We start from the raw sequence: 21380 nt of genomic DNA on the forward strand, positions 1-21380 counted from the left end.
ACAATGCTCATATAAAAAATAGGGTTTATTAAACCAGAAAAGAAGGGTGCCATGAATCGTTTTATTATGGCGAATAGCCAGCAATGTATAGGATGTCGTGCCTGCGAAGTGGCGTGCGTAATGGCTCACAATGAGGAGCAGCATGTCTTAAGTCCGGCGCATTTTCATCCGCGCATTACGGTGATTAAACATCAGCAGCAACGCAGCGCGGTGACCTGCCGCCACTGTGAAGCTGCACCCTGTGCCCACAGTTGCCCGAACGGTGCGATCAGTCGTGTCGATGATGCCGTGCAGGTCAACCAGCAGAAGTGTATCGGCTGTAAGTCCTGCGTTGTTGCGTGCCCGTTCGGCACCATGCAGGTGCTGGTAACACCCATAGGCGAAGGGATGGTGAAAGCCACCGCACACAAATGCGATCTGTGCCGCGATCGGGCGGAAGGCCCGGCCTGTGCGCAAAACTGCCCGGCCGATGCATTGCAGCTGGTAAACGGCGATGCGTTGTCGGGGATGTCGAAAGCGCGTCGTCTGCGTGCGGCCAGCCATGAAGCACAGCCGTGGCACAGCGTTGCGGCGCTGACGCCAGCATTTGACGATCGCAAAGTGCGACAAATGCGTAAAACACCGCCGCGCGGCGAGCCGGACAAACTGCCGCTGGCGGTGCGTAAAACCGGTTTCGACGAAATCTATCTGCCGTTTCGTGCCGACCAGGCGCACCGCGAAGCGGAACGTTGCCTGACGTGCGGCGAACACAGCGTATGTGAATGGACCTGCCCGCTGCATAACCATATTCCGCAGTGGATTGAGCGGGTAAAAGCGGGTGATATCGCCGCGGCGGTTGAGCTTTCCCATCAGACCAACTGCCTGCCGGAAATCACCGGCCGCGTTTGCCCGCAGGATCGTCTGTGCGAAGGGGCCTGCACGGTGCGCGACGAATATGGCGCGGTCACCATTGGCAACATCGAACGCTATATTTCCGATCAGGCATTGGCGCAGGGCTGGCGACCGGATTTACAGCAGGTGCAGGCGGTGAATAAGCGCGTGGCGATCATCGGGGCCGGACCGGCGGGACTGGCCTGCGCCGATGTGCTGGCGCGTCATGGCGTGAGCGCGACGGTTTTTGATCGCCATCCGGAAATCGGTGGGTTGCTGACCTTCGGCATTCCCTCCTTTAAGCTGGATAAATCGCTGCTGGCGCGTCGCCGGGAGATCTTCAGCGCCATGGGCATCCGCTTTGAACTGAACTGCGAAATTGGCAAAGACATCTCCCTCGATACGCTGCTGGGTGAGTATGACGCCGTGTTTGTGGGCGTGGGAACCTACCGTTCCATGAAAGCCGGTTTGCCGAATGAAGATGCGCCGGGGGTTTACGATGCGCTGCCCTTCCTGATTGCTAACACCAAACACGTAATGGGGCTGCCGGACAGCGCCGAAGAGCCGTTTATCAACACCGAAGGGTTGAATGTGGTGGTGCTGGGCGGCGGCGACACGGCGATGGATTGTGTGCGTACCTCGCTGCGTCATGGCGCCAGCAAAGTCACTTGCGCCTATCGCCGCGACGAAGCCAACATGCCGGGCTCGAAGAAAGAGGTGAAAAACGCCCGCGACGAAGGGGCGGAGTTTGAATTCAACGTGCAGCCGGTGGACCTGGAACTGGATAGCGAAGGTAAGGTGTGCGGCATCCGTTTACTGCGTACACAACTCGGCGAACCGGACGCCAAAGGCCGTCGCCGCCCGGTGCCGATTGCCGGCAGTGAGTTTGTGATGCCTGCTGATGCGGTGATCATGGCGTTTGGTTTTAACCCGCACGCCATGCCGTGGCTGGAGCATCAGGGCGTTCGTGTGGACGACTGGGGGCGGATTTCCGCCGGTGTTGACAGCGTTTATCGTTATCAGACCAGCAACCCGAAAATCTTCGCTGGTGGCGATGCGGTGCGCGGTGCCGATCTGGTAGTGACAGCGATGGCAGAAGGTCGCCACGCGGCACAGGGTATGATGGACTGGCTGGGCGTAAAAGCACCGGGTAAACATTAACGCTCTTCGCGACAAAACAGGCTCCACGGCGTAGTATGACGCCAGATTGTTAGCGCTTTGGAGCCTGTATGTCGCTGAAAATTGAAGTTATCAAAGATAAACTCCTCTCTGAAAATTATTTTATCCTGCGCAATATCACCTACGATCTGACCCGCCAGAACGGTGAAGTCGTGCGTCATAAGCGCGAAGTCTACGATCGGGGCAATGGCGCCACGATCCTGCTGTATAACCGCGAAAAACAGAGCGTGGTGCTGATTCGTCAGTTCCGTATTGCCACATGGGTTAACGGCAATGAAGATGGGCGCTTAATTGAGTCCTGTGCGGGTTTACTGGATGACGATGAACCGGAAGTTTGCATTCGCAAAGAGGCCATCGAAGAGACCGGTTACCAGGTTGGCGAGGTGCGTAAGGTCTTCGAACTCTATATGTCGCCGGGCGGCGTAACGGAACTCGTGCACTTTTTTATTGCGGAATACAGCGATGCGCAACGCGCCAATAACGGCGGTGGCGTGGAAGATGAAGACATTGAAGTGCTGGAACTGCCCTTCCATCAGGCATTATCCATGATGGCAAACGGTGAGATACGCGACGGCAAGGCGGTGATTTTACTGCAATACTTACAATCGTCAGGGATAATGAACTGAATTTTAAGGTTTTTTGTTCCATCTTTCGGATGAAGCTATCCGACAAATCCGATTGAGCCAGCGCCCCCGGAAACCGAAGATACGCACGTCGCGCTTCTCTTCTTCCGGGGTTTGTACCATTCATGCGTTATCGCAGCTTATTCACGTTGCTATGCGGTCTGTTTACCGCACCATTACTGCAGGCTGCGCCCGCACAGCAGACGTTCTCCGACTGGCAGGTCACCTGCAATAACCAAAACTTTTGCGTTGCCCGCAACACCGGAATGCATGGCGGCCTGGTGATGACGCTCGGGCGCAGCGCCGGGGCGCGCACCGATGCCACACTGCGTATCGATCTTGGCGGTAAAGACGCGCCGCCGGTAAAAGAGTCACCGATTGCCGATCGCTTGTTACTGGATGAACAGCCCCTGAAACTGACGGCGACACACTGGCAGCTCTCACCCTGGCATTTGATGACCGATAACGCCGTTGGTATTACTGACTTCCTGAAAACGATTCAGGAAGGGCAGGCCATCACGCTTGCGGGCAGTAAAGGCAAGATTTCACTGTTGGGTCTTAAAGCCGCGCTGTTGTTTATCGACACACAGCAAAAGCGTGTGGGTAGCGAAACCGCATGGATCAAAAAAGGCGATGAGCCGCCGTTGAGTGTACCGCCCGCGCCTGCGCTAAAAGAGGTGGCGCTGGTGACGGCGATGCCCGTACCGCTCACCCACCAGGAGCTGAACGATCTGCTGGATTATGCCAACTGGCGTATGAACAACACCCAGTGTTCGCTGGACCCCATGCGCCGCGAGGTGCGTGTCACCGCGCTGACGGACGATAAAGCTTTGCTGATGATTGATTGTGAAGCGGGCGCGTACAACACCGTTGAGCTGGCATGGCTGGTTTCGCGAGAAAAGCCCTTTGCTTCGCGCCCTGTGCGTTTGCATCTGCCATTCACGCCGGATAACGGTAATGACGAAATGGAGCTGATGAACGCCGTGTTTGATGAGAAAACCCGTGAACTGACCACCTTGTCAAAAGGGCGCGGCCTGGCGGACTGCGGTGTAGCGAGCCGCTGGCGTTTTGATGGGCAGGGTTTTCGTCTGGTGCGTTACGCCCAGGAACCCACCTGCGATAACTGGCACGGCCCCGATGCCTGGCCGACGCTGTGGGTGACGCGATAAGCGTAAGTTATTTATAATCCTCCCGAATATTTTATCCGGGAAAGAGAGAATGAAGCACATATACGCCCAATGGATTGCCACCTGTCTGCTGTTCATCGCCGCCCTGCCTGCGCAGGCGGAGCTCAGTGCTGCCGACCGGCAGGAGATCACCCGGCAGGTTGAACGGTGGAATCACTATCTTAATGGCGAACAGAATGCCACCGGCAGCGATCTCTACACCGCGCAGGTGCAGTGGTTTGGTCAGCCACTTGCCAGCGACGCGGTACTGAACAAACAGCACGATTTTCAAACCCGTACGCCGCAATTTTCCCAGCGCATTATCAGTACTCTCGATATCGCCGAAGATGAGGCGGGGCAGGCGTGGGTAGAGTTTGTCAAACAGGCGGGCACTGATGGCAAACAGGTCAAAAACTATCCCGCACAGTTGATGTTCAAAAAAGAGGCGGGCGGCTGGCGCATCAGCGGTGAAACGGATTTACTCACCCGGCTGAATCAAAAAGACACCGCCGTGGAAGGCCGCGTCGCCAAGGGTAAGTTTGACGGCGTCAATAAAGATATCGTCTGGCTTAGCGCCCGCGATCCGCAAAACGGCGGCAGCTGCGATATGGATGGCGACTGCCAGTGTTCTGTCTGGAGCAGCAACCCGGCCATTCAACCGGCCATTCTGCCGCAGTGTATTGGCGGCGGGGTGCAGGTGCTTTCGCAACTGGATGACAGCGGGCGCGACAGGGTAGTCATCTTCCCGGAGTGGTGGACCAGCGCCTGGCGGGTGGTGTATGTCTACGACATTCAGCAAGGGCAGTGGATTAAAGCCATTCCGTCGTTTCCGATGAACACCAATATGCAGGAAGAGGATGATGCCGCCACGCTGGTGAAGCGCGACCCGCAGCACAGCGGCAATGTGCTGGTGAAAAAAGCGCTCTGGGATGAGAAGCAGGAAGATATCATCACCCCGCAAAACAGCGAGGCATTGCAGGTGCTGAAATAGCGATGACGCGCCAGCGAACAGTAAACGCTGGCGCGCCTTTGCGCTTATTTTTTCAGAACCGATTTGGCTTTCGCCACCACGTTTTCCACGGTAAAGCCGAAGTACGGGAACAGCTTATCCGCCGGGGCGGACTCTCCGTAACCGGTCATGCCGACAATCGCGCCTTTCAGGCCGACATATTTGTACCAGTAATCGGCGATCCCCGCTTCCACTGCCACGCGTGCGCTGACGTTTGATGGCAATACCGATTCGCGCCAGGCTTCATCCTGTGCATCGAAAATATCGGTTGAAGGCAGGGACACCACCTGCACCTGATGGCCTTCCGCACTGAGCTGTTCGGCCGCTTTCATGGTGATCTCCACCTCGGATCCGGTGGATATCAGGATAAGATCCGGTGTGCCCTGGCACGCTTTCAGGATATAACCGCCACGGCTGATCGCCTCCACCTGCTCCGGCGTTCTCTCCATTTGCGCCAGGTTCTGGCGTGACAGGATCAACGCAGTCGGGCCGCTATGCCGTTCTATTGCCAGCTTCCAGCCGACGGCGGCTTCAACCTGGTCGCAGGGACGCCAGGTGCTGAAGTTGGGCGTCAGGCGCAGGCTGGCCAGTTGCTCCACGGCCTGGTGAGTCGGGCCATCTTCCCCAAGCCCAATCGAGTCATGGGTATAGACCATAATTTGCCGCGCTTTCATCAGCGCTGCCATACGCGCTGCGTTACGGGCATATTCCACAAACATCAGGAATGTGGCGGTGTAGGGTACAAAACCACCGTGATGGGCAATGCCGTTAGCAATCGCCGTCATACCAAACTCACGCACGCCGTAATGGATATAGTTACCAGCAGGATCCTCTTTCAGCGAGGTGGAACCCGACCAGATAGTCAGGTTGCTGGGCGCGAGATCCGCCGAACCGCCGAGCAGTTCCGGCAACAACGGGCCATAGGTGTTGAGGGCATTTTGCGAGGCTTTACGGGTGGCGATTTTCGCCGGATTGGCCTGCAGCTCGTTAATCCACTGCCGGGTGGTTTTTTCCCACGCTTCCGGCAGTTCGCCGCGCATCCGGCGCGTAAACTCAGCGGCCAGTTCCGGGTAGGCTTTTGCCCAGGCCTCGCGTTTTTCATTCCAGACCTGCTGGGTTTTCGCACCACGCTCGCGGGCATCCCATGCCTGATAAATCTCTTTCGGGATCTCAAACGCTGGGTAGTGCCAGCCCAGTTTCTGCCGGGTCAGCGCCACTTCCTCTTCCCCGAGCGCCGCGCCGTGCGACTCCTCTTTCCCTGCTTTATTCGGTGAACCAAAGCCGATGACCGTACGGCAGATAATCAGCGACGGTTTATCTTTCACACTTTGCGCTTCCAGAATGGCTTTTTTCACCGCTTCCGCTGAATGACCGTCGATATCGCCAATCACATGCCAGTTATAGGCTTCAAAGCGTTTGGCGGTGTCGTCGGTAAACCAGCCTTCGGTTTCGCCATCAATGGAGATGCCATTGTGATCGTAAAAACCGATCAGTTTCCCGAGGCCCAAAGTGCCCGCCAGCGAGCTGACTTCATGGGAGATCCCTTCCATCAGGCAGCCATCGCCCATAAACACATAGGTGTAGTGGTCGACAATGTCGTAGCCGGGGCGGTTAAACTGCGCCGCCAGCGTGCGTTCGGCAATCGCCAGCCCGACCGCATTCGCCAGCCCCTGACCCAGTGGGCCAGTGGTGGTTTCCACCCCAGGTGTATAGCCGATTTCCGGGTGTCCCGGCGTTTTAGAGTGCAACTGGCGGAAGTTTTTCAACTCATCAAGCGATAAATCGTAACCACTCAGATGCAGCAGGCTATACAGCAGCATCGAGGCGTGGCCGTTGGAGAGAATAAAACGGTCGCGATCGTACCAGGTGGGGTCCGCCGGGTTATGGTGCAGAAAGTCGTTCCACAGCACTTCAGCGATATCCGCCATCCCCATTGGCGCACCAGGGTGGCCGGAATTGGCTTTTTGCACTGCATCCATACTCAGGGCGCGAATGGCGTTAGCTAGCTCTCTACGGGACATAGTTCACTCCGTGGCAAAGGGTTAAAGTTTGGCGGCGATTAGATCTTCCAGTTTGCGTTGGTCCACGGCGAACTGGCGGATGCCATCCGCCAGTTTTTCCACTGCCATCGGATCCTGGTTGTGCTCCCAGCGGAACTCCGCTTCCGTAAGCGGTTCCGGGCGATGGAAGGTTTGCCGCGACGGCACCAGCTTGCGTTCAACCGTGCCTTCCTGCGCCTGCAACTCTTTCAGCAGCCCCGGGGAGATGGTCAGGCGGTCGCAGCCTGCCAGCGCAAGGATCTGCTCGGTGCGGCGGAAACTGGCGCCCATCACAATGGTGGTATAGCGGTGTTGTTTGAAGTAGTCGTAGATGTTGCGCACCGACTTCACGCCGGGATCTTCATCCACCACATACGGGTCAAGCGGTTTGCGGTCGTTATACCAGTCATAAATACGCCCCACGAAGGGGGAGATAAGAAACACGCCCGCTTCTGCGCAGGCGCGCGCCTGAGCAAACGAAAACAGCAGCGTCAGGTTGCAGTGGATGCCCTCTTTTTCCAGCTCTTCTGCCGCGCGGATCCCTTCCCACGTGGATGCCAGTTTGATCAGGATGCGTGACTTATCGATACCCTGATCGTGATAGAGCGACACCAGGCGGCGCGCTTTGGCGATGCTTTTTTCTTTATCGTAGGAGAGACGGGCATCGACTTCCGTGGATACGCGTCCCGGTATGCTTTTCAGAATTTCCGTACCGAAATTAACCGCCAGTTTGTCGCTGGCTTCCGCCACTTGCTGCTCCTGGGTTTTACCGCGCGCTTTACCATAGGCAATGGCGTCGTCAATCAGGTGGGAGAAGTGTGCCAGCCCGGCTGCCTTCAGGAGCAGGGAGGGGTTGGTGGTGGCGTCTTCCGGCTGGTAGTGGCGAATGGATTCGATGTCGCCGCTGTCTGCCACCACGGTGGTGAATTGTTTCAGGCCGTCTAAGTGATTCATGAAAATAACTCCTTTAAAAGCAATGTATTACTGGAGTGCTTTCGCTCGCACTTTTGTGAGGATGAGAGGTGCATAACAAAAAAGCATAGCAGACGGGCACCTGACCTGCCGTTAGTGACCGGTAACAAAAATGTGATGAATTGATAGCAACTTTGTTTATGGAATGACGAGATTTTGGCTATGTTCAAAGTTTGCCGCTGCTTCAGGGGCCATACTAGGCGGCGCATCGGGATCGTAATCACGCTTTATCACACTGAAAGCAACGTGAAAGGAACCTCAAATGGATGACCAGTTAAAACAAAGTGCCCTCGATTTCCACGAATTTCCTCGTCCGGGGAAAATTCAGGTTTCCCCGACCAAGCCTCTGGCTACCCAGCGCGATCTGGCGCTGGCGTATTCGCCGGGCGTTGCGGCGCCGTGCCTTGAGATCGAAAAAGATCCGCTGGCAGCCTACAAATACACCGCGCGCGGTAACCTGGTGGCAGTGGTGTCCAACGGTACCGCCGTGCTGGGGCTTGGCAACATTGGCGCGCTGGCCGGTAAACCGGTGATGGAAGGAAAAGGGGTGCTGTTCAAGAAATTCGCCGGTATCGACGTGTTTGATATCGAAGTCGACGAGCAGGATCCGGACAAACTTATCGATGTGGTCGCCGCGCTGGAACCGACATTCGGCGGCATTAACCTGGAAGATATTAAAGCGCCGGAGTGCTTCTATATTGAAGCCAAATTACGCGAGCGCATGAACATCCCCGTGTTTCATGACGATCAGCACGGTACGGCGATTATCAGCACTGCCGCCATTCTGAATGGCCTGCGCGTGGTCGAGAAAAACCTCTCTGATGTCCGCATGGTCGTTTCCGGCGCGGGAGCGGCTGCGATTGCTTGTATGAACCTGCTGGTGGCGCTCGGTATGCAGAAGCACAACATTGTGGTCTGCGACTCGAAAGGGGTGATTTACAAAGGGCGTGGGCCGAATATGGTGGAAACCAAAGCCGCCTACGCGGTGGAGGATGACGGCAAACGCACGCTGGCGGATGTGGTGGCCGGTGCGGACATTTTCCTTGGCTGTTCCGGGCCGAAAGTGCTGACGCCGGAAATGGTGAAAGAGATGGCGCGCCAACCCCTGATCCTCGCACTGGCTAACCCGGAGCCGGAAATTCTGCCGGACCTGGCGAAAGCGGTGCGTCCGGACGCCATTATCTGCACCGGGCGTTCTGACTATCCCAACCAGGTGAATAACGTGCTGTGCTTCCCGTTTATCTTCCGCGGCGCGTTGGATGTGGGCGCGACGGCGATTAACGAGGAGATGAAACTGGCCGCAGTCAAGGCTATCGCGGAGTTGGCCCATGCCGAGCAAAGCGAAGTGGTGGCGTCTGCCTATGGCGATCAGGATCTGAGCTTTGGCCCGGATTACCTGATCCCGAAACCGTTCGATCCGCGCCTGATTGTGAAAATCGCGCCAGCAGTGGCAAAAGCTGCGATGGCGTCCGGCGTGGCGACAAGACCGATTGCTGATTTCGATGCCTATGTCGATAAACTCACCGAGTTTGTCTACAAAACCAATCTGTTTATGAAACCGATCTTCTCCCAGGCCCGCAATGCGCCTAAACGTGTGGTGCTGGCGGAAGGGGAAGAGCCGCGTGTACTGCATGCCACTCAGGAACTGGTGACGCTGGGGCTGGCAAAACCGATCCTTGTCGGGCGACCGGGGGTGATTGAGATGCGGATCCAGAAGCTGGGTTTGCAAATCCGCCCGGGTGTTGATTTTGAAATTGTGAACAACGAATCCGATCCGCGTTTTAAAGAGTACTGGATGGAGTACTTCGCGATCATGAAACGCCGGGGGATCACTCAGGAGCAGGCGCAACGTGCGGTGATTAGCAATACCACCGTGATTGGCGCCATCATGGTTCATCGTGGTGAAGCGGATGCGCTGATTTGCGGCACCATTGGTGATTACCTCGAGCACTTTAGCGTCGTGCAGGAGATCTTCGGCTATCGCGATAGCGTGCATACTGCGGGTGCGATGAACGCGTTGCTGCTGCCAAGCGGCAACACCTTTATTACGGATACCTACGTCAATGAAGATCCGAGCGCGGAACAACTGGCGGAGATCACCTTGTTGGCGGCAGAAACAGTGCGCCGATTCGGGATTGAACCGCGCGTGGCGCTGCTGTCTCACTCGCAGTTTGGTTCCTCCAATGCCCCGGCGGCGGTGAAAATGCGCGACACGCTCACCCTGGTGCGTGAACGGGCGCCGGATCTGATGATCGACGGGGAAATGCACGGCGATGCCGCGCTGGATGAGGCTATCCGCCATGAACGTATGCCGGACAGCCCGCTGAAAGGGGCGGCGAATATCCTGATTATGCCGAACGTTGAGGCGGCGCGTATCAGCTATAACCTGTTGCGTGTTTCCAGTTCGGAAGGGGTCACCGTCGGGCCGGTGCTGATGGGGGTGGCGAAACCGGTGCATGTGCTGACGCCCATTGCTTCCGTACGCCGTATCGTCAATATGGTCGCGCTGGCGGTGGTCGAAGCACAAACGCAGCCGCTGTGATGCGTTACGCCATCAGGTTAACCGTGCCTGATGGCGGTTTCGTCTTATCGGGGCGGTAAAATTAAACCCACTCTCTGACTTTAATAAACTCACTGAGGGCGGCCTCCGGGCTGCCTTCTGCGGGGTGATAGTTGTATTCCCAGCGCACCAGCGGCGGCATTGACATCAGGATCGACTCGGTGCGCCCGCCGGTTTGCAAACCGAACAACGTTCCGCGATCCCACACCAGATTAAACTCCACATAGCGCCCGCGGCGATAGAGCTGGAAATCCCGCTCGCGCTCGCCATAAGGGATGGCTTTGCGACGTTCAACAATCGGCAAATAGGCGTCGGTATAGCCGTTGCCAACGGCCTGCATAAAGGCGAAGCAGCGATCAAAATCTGGCGTGTTCAGATCGTCAAAAAACAGCCCGCCAATACCGCGCTGCTCATTGCGGTGTTTGAGGTGGAAATAGTCGTCACACCATTTTTTGTAACGCGGGTAGACCTCGTCGCCAAACGGCAGGCAGAGATCCCGCGCGGTGCGATGCCAGTGCTGCGCATCTTCCTCAAAACCGTAATAGGGGGTGAGATCGAAACCGCCGCCAAACCACCATACCGGATCCGCGCCGGGTTTCTCGGCAATAAAAAAGCGCACATTGGCATGGCTGGTGGGAACGTACGGGTTACGCGGGTGCACGACCAGCGAGACGCCCATCGCTTCGAAACTGCGCCCGGCCAGTTCAGGGCGGTGTGCGGTGGCGGAAGCGGGCATGGCATCGCCGTGCACATGGGAGAAGTTAACCCCGGCTTGTTCAAATACGCCGCCGTCGCGCAATACGCGGCTGCGCCCGCCGCCCCCTTCCGCGCGCTGCCAGGCGTCTTCGACAAACGCTGCGCCATCCATCGCCGAGAGCTGGCGGCAGATCTCATCCTGCAAGCTGAGCAGGGCGGTTTTTACCGGGTGTACGTCGGGTGTGGTCATCAGCGTTTCTTCGTATGGGTTTTATGGTTATCAAACCAGTTAAAGTAACTGAGTATACCGTCGGCGATCGCGTTGGCGATCTTCTGACGAAACGCGGCGGTACCCAGCAGTTTCTCTTCCGCCGGGTTGGTGATAAACGACGTTTCCACCAGCACGGAGGGGATTGACGGTGATTTTAGCACCACAAATGCTGCCTGCTCTGTATTGCGGCTGTGCAAGCGGTGCACGGGTTTGATCTGTTTAAGAATGTGCGAACCCAGCGTCAGGCTGTTTTTGATGGTGTCGGTCTGCACCAAATCGAACAGCACCTGTTGCAGCAGATGATCTTTATCCGTCGCTTTTTTCCCGGCGACTTCATCGGCGGCGTTCTCTTTGTCCGACAGGTATTTCGCCATCGCGCTACTGGCACCGCGATTCGAGAGGGCAAAAACGGATGCGCCCGCCGCGCTGGGGTTGGTAAAGCCGTCGGCATGGATCGACATAAACAGATCTGCGCCATGCTGGTGGGCGATCTCGACACGATCGTACAACGGGATAAAGGTATCGCCGGTGCGCGTCAGTCTTGCGTCAATGCCCTGGGCGCGAAGCTGGGCGCGGACATTTTTGGCGATCGCCAGCACAACATGTTTCTCTTTTGAGCCATTATGACCAATGGCGCCGGTATCAATCCCACCGTGACCAGGGTCAAGCATCACAATGCGCCTGGCGCCTGCTTTCTTTGCTTTTGGCTTGCTGTGGCCGGTGGTGGTTTTTAGCGGCGTCTCGTCCTTTGCGATGGCGCGGGACATGCCCGACAATGTCAGGGCGGCCAGACCTGCTTTCAGCAGCTGGCGACGCGAGGTGAGTGTTTTTAAAGGTTTAAAAGTGCTCATACAGCCTGAGTTGTATTATCCGTGGTCCCTGGTGTTATATCGTATCGTGTTTACCGTTACGACAGTCCGTAAGAACTATTGTTTTACTTTTCATTTCAATACGTGACAGAGTGACATTATGCCATTTTTCAACAGCGATCTCGCTGGATATTGGCTACGGCGGCGCTTAGGGCCATAATCGCTATTTTCACAGTTGAAAAAGATGGGGAATACCATGGAGATACGCGTTTTTCGCCAGGAAGATTTCGAAGAAGTGATCACCTTGTGGGAGCGCTGTGGTCTGCTGCGGCCCTGGAACGATCCGGAAATGGATATTGAGCGCAAAGTGAATCACGACGTCAGCCTGTTTCTGGTGGCTGAAGTGGGCGGCGAAGTCGTCGGGACGGTAATGGGCGGCTATGACGGTCATCGCGGTTCTGCGTATTATCTGGGCGTGCATCCTGAGTTTCGTGGGCGTGGGATTGCCAACGCGCTGCTCAACCGGCTGGAGAAAAAATTGATTGCCCGTGGCTGCCCGAAAATTAACCTGATGGTGCGTGAAGAGAACGAGATGGTGATCGGCATGTATGAACGGTTGGGCTATGAACATATGGACTCTGTGAGCCTGGGCAAGCGTTTGATTGAAGATGAAGAGTACTGAGATCAATCCCGCCGATTACGACAGTCTCGGTCGTCTTAAGCTGCCTTTTCTGTTCTGGTTTGTGCTGTTATTACAGGCCCGCACCTGGGTGCTGTTTCTCATGGCAGGCGCGTCACGCGGGCAGGGAGATGCACTGCTGGCATTGTTCTACCCCGACCACGATGATTTCTGGCTGGGATTGCTCCCCGGCGCGCCTGCGGCGTTGGCCTTTGTCCTGAGCGGTCGCCGCGAACAGTTTCCCCGTCTCTGGCGCACGATCTATCCCTTATTATTGCTGGCGCAACTGGTGTTGTTGTTATGGCAACCCTGGCGCTGGTTAACCGGCGAGGCGTTATCCGGTCCGGCGATAGCGCTGGTGATTGCCGACGTTGTCTCGCTGTTATGGTTGGTGACAAACCGTCGCCTGCGCGCCTGTTTTTATGCCGATCAACATTGAACGGCACTTTTTGCCCTTACCGGACTCCAACAGGCGTTAAATGAACAAGAAAGGAATGTGTATGAAATCCCTGCGTATGGTTGTTTGCGTCCTGCCGCTGGCGTTGGCGGGCTGTTCGACCCTCTCCTCCGTAAACTGGTCAGCGGCGTATCCGTGGAACTGGTTTGGTTCCTCCGTTGACGTTAGCGATAACGGCGTGGGTAAGATCACGGCGGCAACACCGCTGACTGAACAGGCGATCAGCGATGCATTAAGCGGCGATTACCGTCTGCGCAGCGGTATGAAAACGGAGAATGGCGCGGTCGTGCGTTATTTCGAAGCGCTGAAAGATAACCAGCTGGCGCTGGTGGTCAACGGTGAAAATGGCGCAGTCAGTCGTATTGACGTGCTGGACCACGATATTGCCAGCGACAAAGGGGTGAAAATCGGGACGCCTTTCACTGAGCTGTATGACAAAGCCTTCGGCAACTGCGTGAAAGCAACCGGCGATGACAGCAATGGCGTGGAGTGTAAAGCGCCGGGTAGCCAGCATATTAGCTATGTGTTCACCGGTGGGTGGAGCGGCCCGGAAGGGTTGATGCCTGCGGATGACGTCCTGAAAAACTGGAAAGTCAGCAAGCTTATCTGGCGCCGTTAATTTGATCGAATCGCGCCGGTCAGCGCTAAAAAACAGGTACAATGCTGCTATCAATGCCACGGATGCGTGGCATTATTTTTTCAGGAGGAGTGATGTCTCAGGTTCAGAGTGGCATTTTGCCAGAGCATTGCCGTGCGGCAATTTGGATTGAAGCCAGCGTGAAAGGGGACACAGATGCCCTGCGCGCGGGCAGTAAAGCGTTCGCCGATAAGCTGGCGACATTTCAGACGACATTCCCGGACGCCAACCTCGGTGCGGTGGTTGCCTTTGGCAACACGGTGTGGCGCGCGCTGAGTGGCGGGGAAGGGGCGGCAGAGCTGAAAGATTACCCCTCGTACGGTAAAGGTCTGGCACCGGCAACGCAGCACGATGTGCTGATCCATATTCTTTCCCTGCGTCATGACGTGAACTTCTCGGTGGCACAGGCAGCGCTGGACGCGTTTGGTGATGCGCTGGAAGTGAAAGAAGAGACGCACGGTTTCCGTTGGGTGGAAGATCGCGACTTGAGCGGTTTTGTCGACGGCACGGAGAACCCGTCAGGGGCGGAGAAACGCCGTGACGTGGCGATTATTCAGGATGGCGTCGACGCTGGCGGCAGCTATGTGATGGTGCAACGCTGGGAGCATAATCTTAAGCAGCTCAACCGCATGAGCGTAGGCGATCAGGAAATGATGATCGGCCGCACCAAAGAAGCCAATGAGGAGATCGACGGCGATGCGCGTCCGGTGACCTCTCATCTGACCCGTGTCGATCTGAAAGAAGACGGTAAAGGGTTGAAAATTGTCCGTCAGAGCCTGCCTTACGGTACGGCCAGCGGCACGCACGGTCTTTATTTTTGCAGCTACTGCGCCCGTCTTTATAACATCGAACAGCAACTGCTGAGCATGTTCGGCGATGCCGATGGCAAACGCGATGCGATGCTGCGCTTTACCCGCCCGGTAACCGGGGGGTATTACTTCGCACCGTCTCTCGACAGATTGCTGGCGCTGTAAGCGCAACACGCGTCATAGCAAGGCCGGGCGGGGATATTTGCGCCCGGCATACTCCCTTCTGCTTATACTCTTTTCTGATTCCAAATCACCAATTGGTATATAAAACCGTTACTGCTTTCACACTCGTTATAAATAAACTGAAGGCCGGAGAGTCATCAGCTTATAAGGGTGCGCAATGGTCGTTAACTTACTCAAAAAAGGATATCTGACGCTGACAGCGTTGACGCTGTTTGCTGCACAGGCGCAGGCGACGGAATTGCTTAACAGCTCATACGACGTGTCGCGTGAGCTTTTTGCGGCCCTTAATACGCCGTTTGAACAGCAATGGGCGAAAGAGAATGCCGGCGATAAGCTGACGATCAAGCAGTCGCACGCCGGGTCGTCCAAACAGGCGCTGGCTATTTTGCAAGGCCTGAAAGCCGATGTCGTGACCTACAATCAGGTCACCGATGTGCAAATCCTGCATGACAAAGGCAACCTGATCCCGGCGAACTGGCAGAGCCGTTTGCCGAATAACAGCTCACCGTTCTACTCCACCATGGCGTTCCTGGTGCGTAAAGGTAACCCGAAAAATATCCACGACTGGAACGATCTGGTGCGTGATGATGTGAAACTGATTTTCCCGAATCCGAAAACCTCCGGTAATGCGCGTTATACCTATCTGGCGGCCTGGGGCGCAGCGGATCAGGCTGACGGTGGCGATAACGCCAAAACGCAGCAGTTTATGACCCGTTTTTTGAAAAACGTCGAAGTGTTTGATACCGGCGGTCGCGGCGCGACCACCACCTTTGTTGAACGCGGTCTGGGCGATGTGCTGATCTCATTTGAGTCGGAAGTGAATAACATCAGCAAACAGTATGCGGCGCAGGGTTTTGAAGTGGTGGTGCCGAAAGTGAATATCCTCGCCGAATTCCCGGTGGCCTGGGTGGACAAAAACGTGCAGGCCAACGGCACCGAAAAAGCAGCGAAAGCCTATCTGAACTGGCTCTACAGCCCGCAGGCGCAAACCATCATCACGGACTACTACTACCGCGTGAACAACCCGGAAGTGATGGCAAAACTGAGTGACAAATTCCCGCAGACTACGTTGTTCCGCGTCGAAGACAAGTTCGGTAGCTGGCCGGAAGTCATGAAAACCCATTTTGCCAGCGGCGGCGAGCTGGATACGTTATTGGCGGCGGGGCGTAAGTGATGTTTGCAGGATCGGCTAAGCGTGTGTTGCCGGGCTTTGGTTTGAGCCTTGGCAGCAGCCTGTTTTTTGTTTGTCTGGTATTGCTGCTGCCGTTGAGCGCGCTGGTCATGCAACTGGCGCAAATGAGCTGGGCGCAATACTGGGAGGTGGTCACCAACCCGCAAGTCGTGGCGGCGTACAAAGTGACGTTGCTGGCGGCGTTTGTCGCCTCGGCGTTTAACGGCGTGTTTGGACTGCTGATGGCATGGATCCTTACCCGTTACCGTTTTCCAGGGCGTACGCTGCTGGATGCACTCATCGACCTGCCCTTTGCATTGCCGACCGCGGTAGCCGGCCTGACGCTGGCATCGCTGTTTTCGGTGAACGGTTTTTACGGCGAATGGCTGGCGACATTTGATATCAAAGTGACCTACACCTGGCTGGGTATTGCGGTGGCAATGGCGTTCACCAGCATTCCGTTTGTGGTGCGCACCATTCAGCCAGTGCTGGAAGAGCTTGGTCCGGAGTATGAAGAAGCGGCGGAAACCCTCGGCGCAACGCCCTGGCAGAGCTTTCGCAAAGTGGTGCTGCCGGAGCTGTCTCCGGCGCTGATGGCCGGTGTGGCGCTCTCTTTTACCCGTAGCCTGGGCGAGTTCGGCGCGGTGATTTTTATCGCCGGGAATATCGCCTGGAAGACGGAAGTGACCTCGCTGATGATTTTTGTCCGTTTGCAGGAGTTTGATTACCCGGCTGCCAGCGCGATTGCTTCCGTGATCCTCGCGGCTTCACTGCTGTTGCTGTTTTCCATCAATACCTTGCAAAGTCGCTTTGGCCAGCGTGTGGTAGGTCACTAATGGCGGAAATAACCGAATTGAAACGCTATGACAAACCTCAGGTGAACTGGGGTAAATGGTTGTTGATTGGCGCGGGCGTCCTGCTCTCGGCATTCATTCTCGTCGTGCCGATGGTGTACATCTTCGTGCAGGCGTTCAGTAAAGGGCTGGCGCCAGTGCTGGAAAACCTGGCCAACGCTGACATGCTGCACGCGATCTGGCTGACCGTGCTGATTGCCTTAATCACCGTGCCGGTGAATCTGCTGTTCGGCACGCTGCTGGCCTGGCTGGTAACCCGTTTTAACTTTCCTGGCCGTCAGTTGCTGCTGACATTGCTGGATATTCCGTTTGCGGTTTCGCCGGTGGTGGCGGGGCTGGTGTATCTGCTGTTTTATGGCTCCAACGGCCCGCTTGGCGGCTGGCTGGATGCGCATAATCTGCAAATTATGTTTGCCTGGCCGGGCATGGTGCTGGTCACCGTATTTGTCACCTGCCCGTTTGTGGTGCGTGAGCTGGTGCCGGTGATGTTAAGCCAGGGCAGCCAGGAAGATGAGGCGGCGATTCTGCTTGGCGCGTCCGGCTGGCAGATGTTTAAACGCGTGACGCTGCCGAATATTCGCTGGGCGCTGCTGTACGGCGTGGTGCTGACCAATGCTCGTGCGATTGGCGAGTTTGGCGCGGTGTCGGTGGTGTCTGGCTCCATTCGTGGGGAAACGCTGTCGCTGCCGCTGCAAATTGAATTACTGGAGCAGGATTACAACACAGTGGGGTCTTTTACCGCTGCCGCCCTGCTGACACTGATGGCTATTTTGACGTTGTTTTTGAAGAGTGCGTTGCAGTGGCGTTTGAACAACCAGGAAAAACGCCAGCAACAGGAGGGAAATCATGAGCATTGAGATTGCCAATATTAAGAAATCTTTTGGTCGCACCCAGGTGCTGAATGATATCTCTCTGGATATCCCTTCCGGGCAAATGGTTGCGCTGCTGGGGCCATCCGGTTCCGGTAAGACCACTCTGCTGCGCATTATTGCCGGGCTGGAACACCAGACCAGCGGTCGCATTCGCTTCCACGGGACGGACGTTAGCCGTCTGCACGCCCGCGAGCGTCGCGTGGGATTTGTGTTTCAGCACTATGCGCTGTTCCGCCATATGACGGTGTTCGACAATATTGCGTTTGGCCTGACGGTGTTGCCTAAACGCGAGCGTCCAAATGCAGCGGCGATCAAAGCCAAAGTGACGCAACTGCTGGAAATGGTGCAACTGGCGCATCTGGCGGATCGTTACCCGGCGCAGCTCTCCGGCGGGCAAAAACAGCGCGTCGCGCTGGCCCGCGCACTGGCGGTGGAGCCGCAAATTCTGCTGCTGGATGAACCCTTCGGCGCGCTGGATGCCCAGGTGCGTAAAGAGTTGCGCCGCTGGCTGCGTCAGTTGCATGAAGAGCTGAAATTCACCAGCGTGTTTGTTACCCATGACCAGGAAGAGGCGACGGAAGTGGCCGATCGCGTGGTGGTGATGAGCCAGGGGAACATTGAGCAGGCGGATGCGCCGGATCAGGTGTGGCGTGAACCGGCGACCCGCTTTGTACTGGAATTTATGGGGGAAGTGAACCGCCTGCGAGGAACCGTCCGCGGTGGGCAGTTCCATGTCGGCGCGCATCGCTGGCCGCTGGGTTATACGCCCGCTTATCAGGGGGATGTCGACCTGTTCCTGCGCCCGTGGGAAGTGGACGTCAGCCGTCGCACCAGTCTTGATTCTCCGTTACCCGTACAAGTGCTGGAAGCCAGCCCGAAAGGGCACTATACGCAACTGGTTGTGCAGCCATTAGGCTGGAATCCGGAGCCGCTGACCGTGGTGATGCGTGATGAACAACCGCCGCACCGGGGTGAACGCCTGTTCGTGGGGTTACAACACGCCCGCTTGTATAACGGTAATGAACGGATTGAAGCCCCGCAGGCGCTTGCTCTGGCGGAGTCCGCCTGATAGGTTAAACAGACGTGGTTTCTGCCGGATGGCGCTATGCTTATCCGGCCTACAAACCCGGTATGCATAATGCGACCGGGTTTTTTATTGGACAGCGCTCGTGAACACATTAGAACATACCATCGGCAACACGCCGCTGGTCAAACTGCAACGTCTGACGGCGGACAACGGCAGTGAAATCTGGGTCAAACTCGAAGGTAATAACCCCGCAGGTTCGGTCAAAGATCGCGCCGCATTGTCGATGATTGTGCAGGCGGAAAAGCGCGGGGAAATTAAGCCCGGCGATGTGCTGATTGAAGCGACCAGCGGAAATACCGGGATTGCGCTGGCGATGATTGCGGCGTTAAAGGGTTACCGCATGAAATTGCTGATGCCGGACAATATGAGCCAGGAGCGCCGTGCCGCGATGCGTGCTTACGGTGCTGAGCTGATTCTGGTCAGCAAAGAGCAGGGGATGGAAGGCGCACGCGACCTGGCCCTTGAAATGGCAGCGCGCGGTGAAGGCACGTTGCTCGATCAGTTCAATAATCCTGATAACCCGTACGCACATTACACCTCGACCGGCCCGGAAATCTGGCAGCAGACGGCCGGGCGTCTTACCCATTTTGTCTCCAGTATGGGCACCACCGGCACCATCACCGGCGTTTCGCGCTTTTTACGTGAACAACAGAAAAAGGTCACCATTGTTGGTCTGCAACCGGAAGAGGGCAGCAGTATTCCCGGTATTCGCCGCTGGCCTGCTGAGTATATGCCGGGCATTTTCAACGTCGATCTGGTCGATGAGGTGCTGGATATCCACCAGCGCGAGGCGGAAAATACCATGCGGGCGCTGGCCGTGCAGGAGGGGATCTTCTGCGGTGTCAGTTCCGGTGGTGCGGTAGCCGGGGCATTACGCGTTGCAAAAGCAAACCCCGGCGCGATCGTGGTGGCCATTATTTGCGATCGCGGCGATCGCTACCTGTCCACCGGCGTGTTTGGTGAAGAGAGTTATTCGCAGGGTGCGGGGATTTAACCCCTTAAGGAGACAGAATGGAGATGATCCTGTTCAGGGATAAAACCCGGGCGCAGCAGGCCGATATTGTCGCAGTTCAGTCACAGGTGGTGTACGGCAGCGTGGGTAACAGTATTGCTGTGCCCAATATCCGCCAGCACCAGTTGAACGTGCTGGCGGTGCCTACGGTGCTGTTCAGTAATACGCCGCACTATGACACCTTTTACGGTGGCGTGATCCCTGATGAGTGGTTTAGCGGCTATTTGCAGGCGCTGGAAGAGCGCGATGTCCTGCGCGAAGTGAAAGCGGTGACCACCGGGTATATGGGCAGCGCCAGCCAGATAAAGCTGCTGGCGCAGTGGCTCACGACGCTACGGGAAAAACATCCGCAGCTGGTGATCCTCGTCGATCCGGTGATTGGCGATACCGACAGCGGTATCTATGTAAAACCGGAAATTCCTCAGGCGTATTGTGAGCATCTGCTACCGCTGGCTCAGGGGATCACGCCGAATGTGTTTGAGCTGGAAGTGTTAAGCGGTAAACCGTGTCGGGATCTGCAAAGTGCCATTGAGGCGGCGCAGGGGTTACTCTCCGATACGTTGCACTGGGTCGCCATCACCAGTGCACCGGTGGAGGTGGATGACGGGCACATCCATGTAGTGCTGGTCACGGCTGATGGGGTTACGGTCAGCGGCTATCCGCGTGTCGCGACGGATCTGAAGGGGACCGGCGATCTGTTCTGTTCCGAGCTGGTGAGCGGCATTATTCAGGGGAAAACGCTGGATGCGGCGGTGCGCGCGGCGGGCGACAGGGTGGTGAACGTGATGGGCTATACCCTGGACAAGGGTTATGACGAGCTGATTTTACCGCCGTGTTAAAACAAAAATGGCGCCTTGCGGCGCCATTTTTATATGCGGTGAGCTTACTTCTTGATGCGGATAACCGGGGTTTCGCCCACGGTCACGCTACCAGACAGTTTGATCAGCTCTTTGATTTCGTCCATGTTGGAGATAACCACCGGCGTCAGGGTTGACTTGGCTTTTTCTTCCAGCAGCGGCAGATCAAATTCGATTACCGGGTCGCCAACTTTCACGCGCTGGCCTTCTTCCGCGATGCGTTTGAAACCTTCGCCTTTCAGTTCAACGGTGTCGATACCGAAGTGAACGAACAGCTCAATGCCGCTATCGGATTCGATAGAGAAGGCATGGTTGGTTTCAAAGATTTTGCCGATAGTACCGTCAACCGGAGCTACCATTTTGTTGCCGGTTGGTTTGATAGCAATGCCATCGCCAACGATTTTCTCAGCGAAAACGACATCAGGTACATCTTCAATGTTGACGATTTCACCAGAAAGCGGGGCAACAATCTCAATGGTTCCGGTGTCTTTTTTATCATCAGAAACCAGAGATTTCAGTTTATCGAACAAACCCATGATCTTCTCCTAAGCAGTAATTTGGGCCGCAT

General features: G+C 56.3%; 20 protein-coding genes. 15 read left to right on the top strand and 5 right to left on the bottom strand.

The annotated features are described in order from the left end of the window. Nucleotides 1-51: 51 nt before the first annotated feature. The 4 genes from aegA (at nucleotide 52) to ACQ3G7_RS00680 (ending at nucleotide 4829) form a co-directional block, all read left to right on the top strand. Complete coding sequence (gene aegA / locus ACQ3G7_RS00665; protein WP_430888478.1) at nucleotides 52-2031, top strand: formate-dependent uric acid utilization protein AegA; 1980 nt, start codon at nucleotides 52-54, stop codon at nucleotides 2029-2031. A gap of 68 nt (nucleotides 2032-2099) precedes the next feature. Then, nucleotides 2100-2675, top strand: coding sequence for a GDP-mannose pyrophosphatase NudK (gene nudK, locus ACQ3G7_RS00670; RefSeq protein ID WP_430888479.1), 576 nt, complete (start codon nucleotides 2100-2102; stop codon nucleotides 2673-2675). A 122-nt stretch (nucleotides 2676-2797) separates the two neighbouring features. Beyond that, nucleotides 2798-3841: a DUF1176 domain-containing protein gene (locus tag ACQ3G7_RS00675; RefSeq protein WP_430888480.1), complete on the top strand. Its 1044-nt coding sequence runs from the start codon at nucleotides 2798-2800 to the stop codon at nucleotides 3839-3841. A gap of 49 nt (nucleotides 3842-3890) precedes the next feature. Beyond that, nucleotides 3891-4829: a hypothetical protein gene (locus tag ACQ3G7_RS00680; protein WP_430888481.1), complete on the top strand. Its 939-nt coding sequence runs from the start codon at nucleotides 3891-3893 to the stop codon at nucleotides 4827-4829. Between the two features lie 44 nt (nucleotides 4830-4873). On the opposite strand, the gene tkt is transcribed toward ACQ3G7_RS00680, so the two are convergent. Then, a complete protein-coding gene (tkt, locus tag ACQ3G7_RS00685; RefSeq protein ID WP_430888482.1) occupies nucleotides 4874-6868 on the bottom strand; it encodes a transketolase in 1995 nt (664 codons plus the stop codon). A 21-nt stretch (nucleotides 6869-6889) separates the two neighbouring features. Next, entirely contained in the window at nucleotides 6890-7840 is a 951-nt protein-coding gene (gene tal, locus ACQ3G7_RS00690) for a transaldolase (RefSeq protein ID WP_430888483.1), read from the bottom strand. Between the two features lie 280 nt (nucleotides 7841-8120). Between tal and maeB the strand changes: the two genes are divergently transcribed. Then, a complete protein-coding gene (gene maeB / locus ACQ3G7_RS00695) occupies nucleotides 8121-10400 on the top strand; it encodes an NADP-dependent oxaloacetate-decarboxylating malate dehydrogenase (RefSeq protein ID WP_430888484.1) in 2280 nt (759 codons plus the stop codon). 61 nt (nucleotides 10401-10461) lie between these two features. Here the strand turns inward: maeB and hemF are convergent, their stop codons facing one another. Continuing rightward, the gene (gene hemF / locus ACQ3G7_RS00700; protein ID WP_430888485.1) at nucleotides 10462-11364 is read right to left on the bottom strand and encodes an oxygen-dependent coproporphyrinogen oxidase; all 903 of its coding nucleotides are present in this window, start codon (nucleotides 11362-11364) and stop codon (nucleotides 10462-10464) included. Beyond that, nucleotides 11364-12236 (bottom strand): N-acetylmuramoyl-L-alanine amidase AmiA, encoded by an 873-nt coding sequence (gene amiA / locus ACQ3G7_RS00705; RefSeq protein WP_430888486.1) that lies wholly within the window; start codon nucleotides 12234-12236, stop codon nucleotides 11364-11366. The genes hemF and amiA overlap by 1 nt, the downstream gene beginning before the upstream one ends. A 214-nt stretch (nucleotides 12237-12450) precedes the next feature. On the opposite strand from amiA, the gene ACQ3G7_RS00710 reads away from it, so the two are divergent. From ACQ3G7_RS00710 to pdxK, 10 genes are all read left to right on the top strand, one after another. Then, the gene (locus ACQ3G7_RS00710) at nucleotides 12451-12876 is read left to right on the top strand and encodes a GNAT family acetyltransferase (protein WP_061493783.1); all 426 of its coding nucleotides are present in this window, start codon (nucleotides 12451-12453) and stop codon (nucleotides 12874-12876) included. Further along, a complete protein-coding gene (locus tag ACQ3G7_RS00715) occupies nucleotides 12863-13312 on the top strand; it encodes a DUF2919 domain-containing protein (RefSeq protein ID WP_430888487.1) in 450 nt (149 codons plus the stop codon). The genes ACQ3G7_RS00710 and ACQ3G7_RS00715 overlap by 14 nt, the downstream gene beginning before the upstream one ends. 61 nt (nucleotides 13313-13373) lie before the next feature. Then, the gene (locus tag ACQ3G7_RS00720; protein ID WP_430888488.1) at nucleotides 13374-13949 is read left to right on the top strand and encodes an RpoE-regulated lipoprotein; all 576 of its coding nucleotides are present in this window, start codon (nucleotides 13374-13376) and stop codon (nucleotides 13947-13949) included. Nucleotides 13950-14041: 92 nt separating this feature from the next. After that, nucleotides 14042-14941 (top strand): Dyp-type peroxidase, encoded by a 900-nt coding sequence (locus ACQ3G7_RS00725; protein WP_430888489.1) that lies wholly within the window; start codon nucleotides 14042-14044, stop codon nucleotides 14939-14941. 175 nt (nucleotides 14942-15116) lie between these two features. After that, complete coding sequence (locus tag ACQ3G7_RS00730; RefSeq protein ID WP_430888490.1) at nucleotides 15117-16133, top strand: sulfate ABC transporter substrate-binding protein; 1017 nt, start codon at nucleotides 15117-15119, stop codon at nucleotides 16131-16133. Continuing rightward, nucleotides 16133-16966 carry a sulfate/thiosulfate ABC transporter permease CysT gene (cysT, locus tag ACQ3G7_RS00735; RefSeq protein ID WP_430888491.1) on the top strand — a complete coding sequence of 278 codons (834 nt, stop codon included), beginning with the start codon at nucleotides 16133-16135 and terminating at the stop codon, nucleotides 16964-16966. The genes ACQ3G7_RS00730 and cysT overlap by 1 nt, the downstream gene beginning before the upstream one ends. Beyond that, on the top strand, nucleotides 16966-17841 hold the full coding sequence (cysW, locus tag ACQ3G7_RS00740) for a sulfate/thiosulfate ABC transporter permease CysW (RefSeq protein ID WP_430888492.1): 876 nt from the start codon (nucleotides 16966-16968) through the stop codon (nucleotides 17839-17841). Before cysT ends, cysW begins: the two co-directional genes overlap by 1 nt. Next, nucleotides 17831-18925: a sulfate/thiosulfate ABC transporter ATP-binding protein CysA gene (cysA, locus tag ACQ3G7_RS00745; RefSeq protein WP_430888493.1), complete on the top strand. Its 1095-nt coding sequence runs from the start codon at nucleotides 17831-17833 to the stop codon at nucleotides 18923-18925. The genes cysW and cysA overlap by 11 nt, the downstream gene beginning before the upstream one ends. A gap of 100 nt (nucleotides 18926-19025) precedes the next feature. Then, nucleotides 19026-19937, top strand: coding sequence for a cysteine synthase CysM (cysM, locus tag ACQ3G7_RS00750; protein WP_430888494.1), 912 nt, complete (start codon nucleotides 19026-19028; stop codon nucleotides 19935-19937). Between the two features lie 17 nt (nucleotides 19938-19954). Next, the gene (gene pdxK / locus ACQ3G7_RS00755; protein ID WP_430888495.1) at nucleotides 19955-20794 is read left to right on the top strand and encodes a pyridoxine/pyridoxal/pyridoxamine kinase; all 840 of its coding nucleotides are present in this window, start codon (nucleotides 19955-19957) and stop codon (nucleotides 20792-20794) included. A gap of 44 nt (nucleotides 20795-20838) precedes the next feature. On the opposite strand, the gene crr is transcribed toward pdxK, so the two are convergent. Then, a complete protein-coding gene (gene crr, locus ACQ3G7_RS00760; RefSeq protein WP_000522253.1) occupies nucleotides 20839-21348 on the bottom strand; it encodes a PTS glucose transporter subunit IIA in 510 nt (169 codons plus the stop codon). Nucleotides 21349-21380 lie beyond the last annotated feature (32 nt).

Source organism: Kosakonia sp. N21, assembly GCF_050587465.1.
GTDB lineage: Bacteria > Pseudomonadota > Gammaproteobacteria > Enterobacterales > Enterobacteriaceae.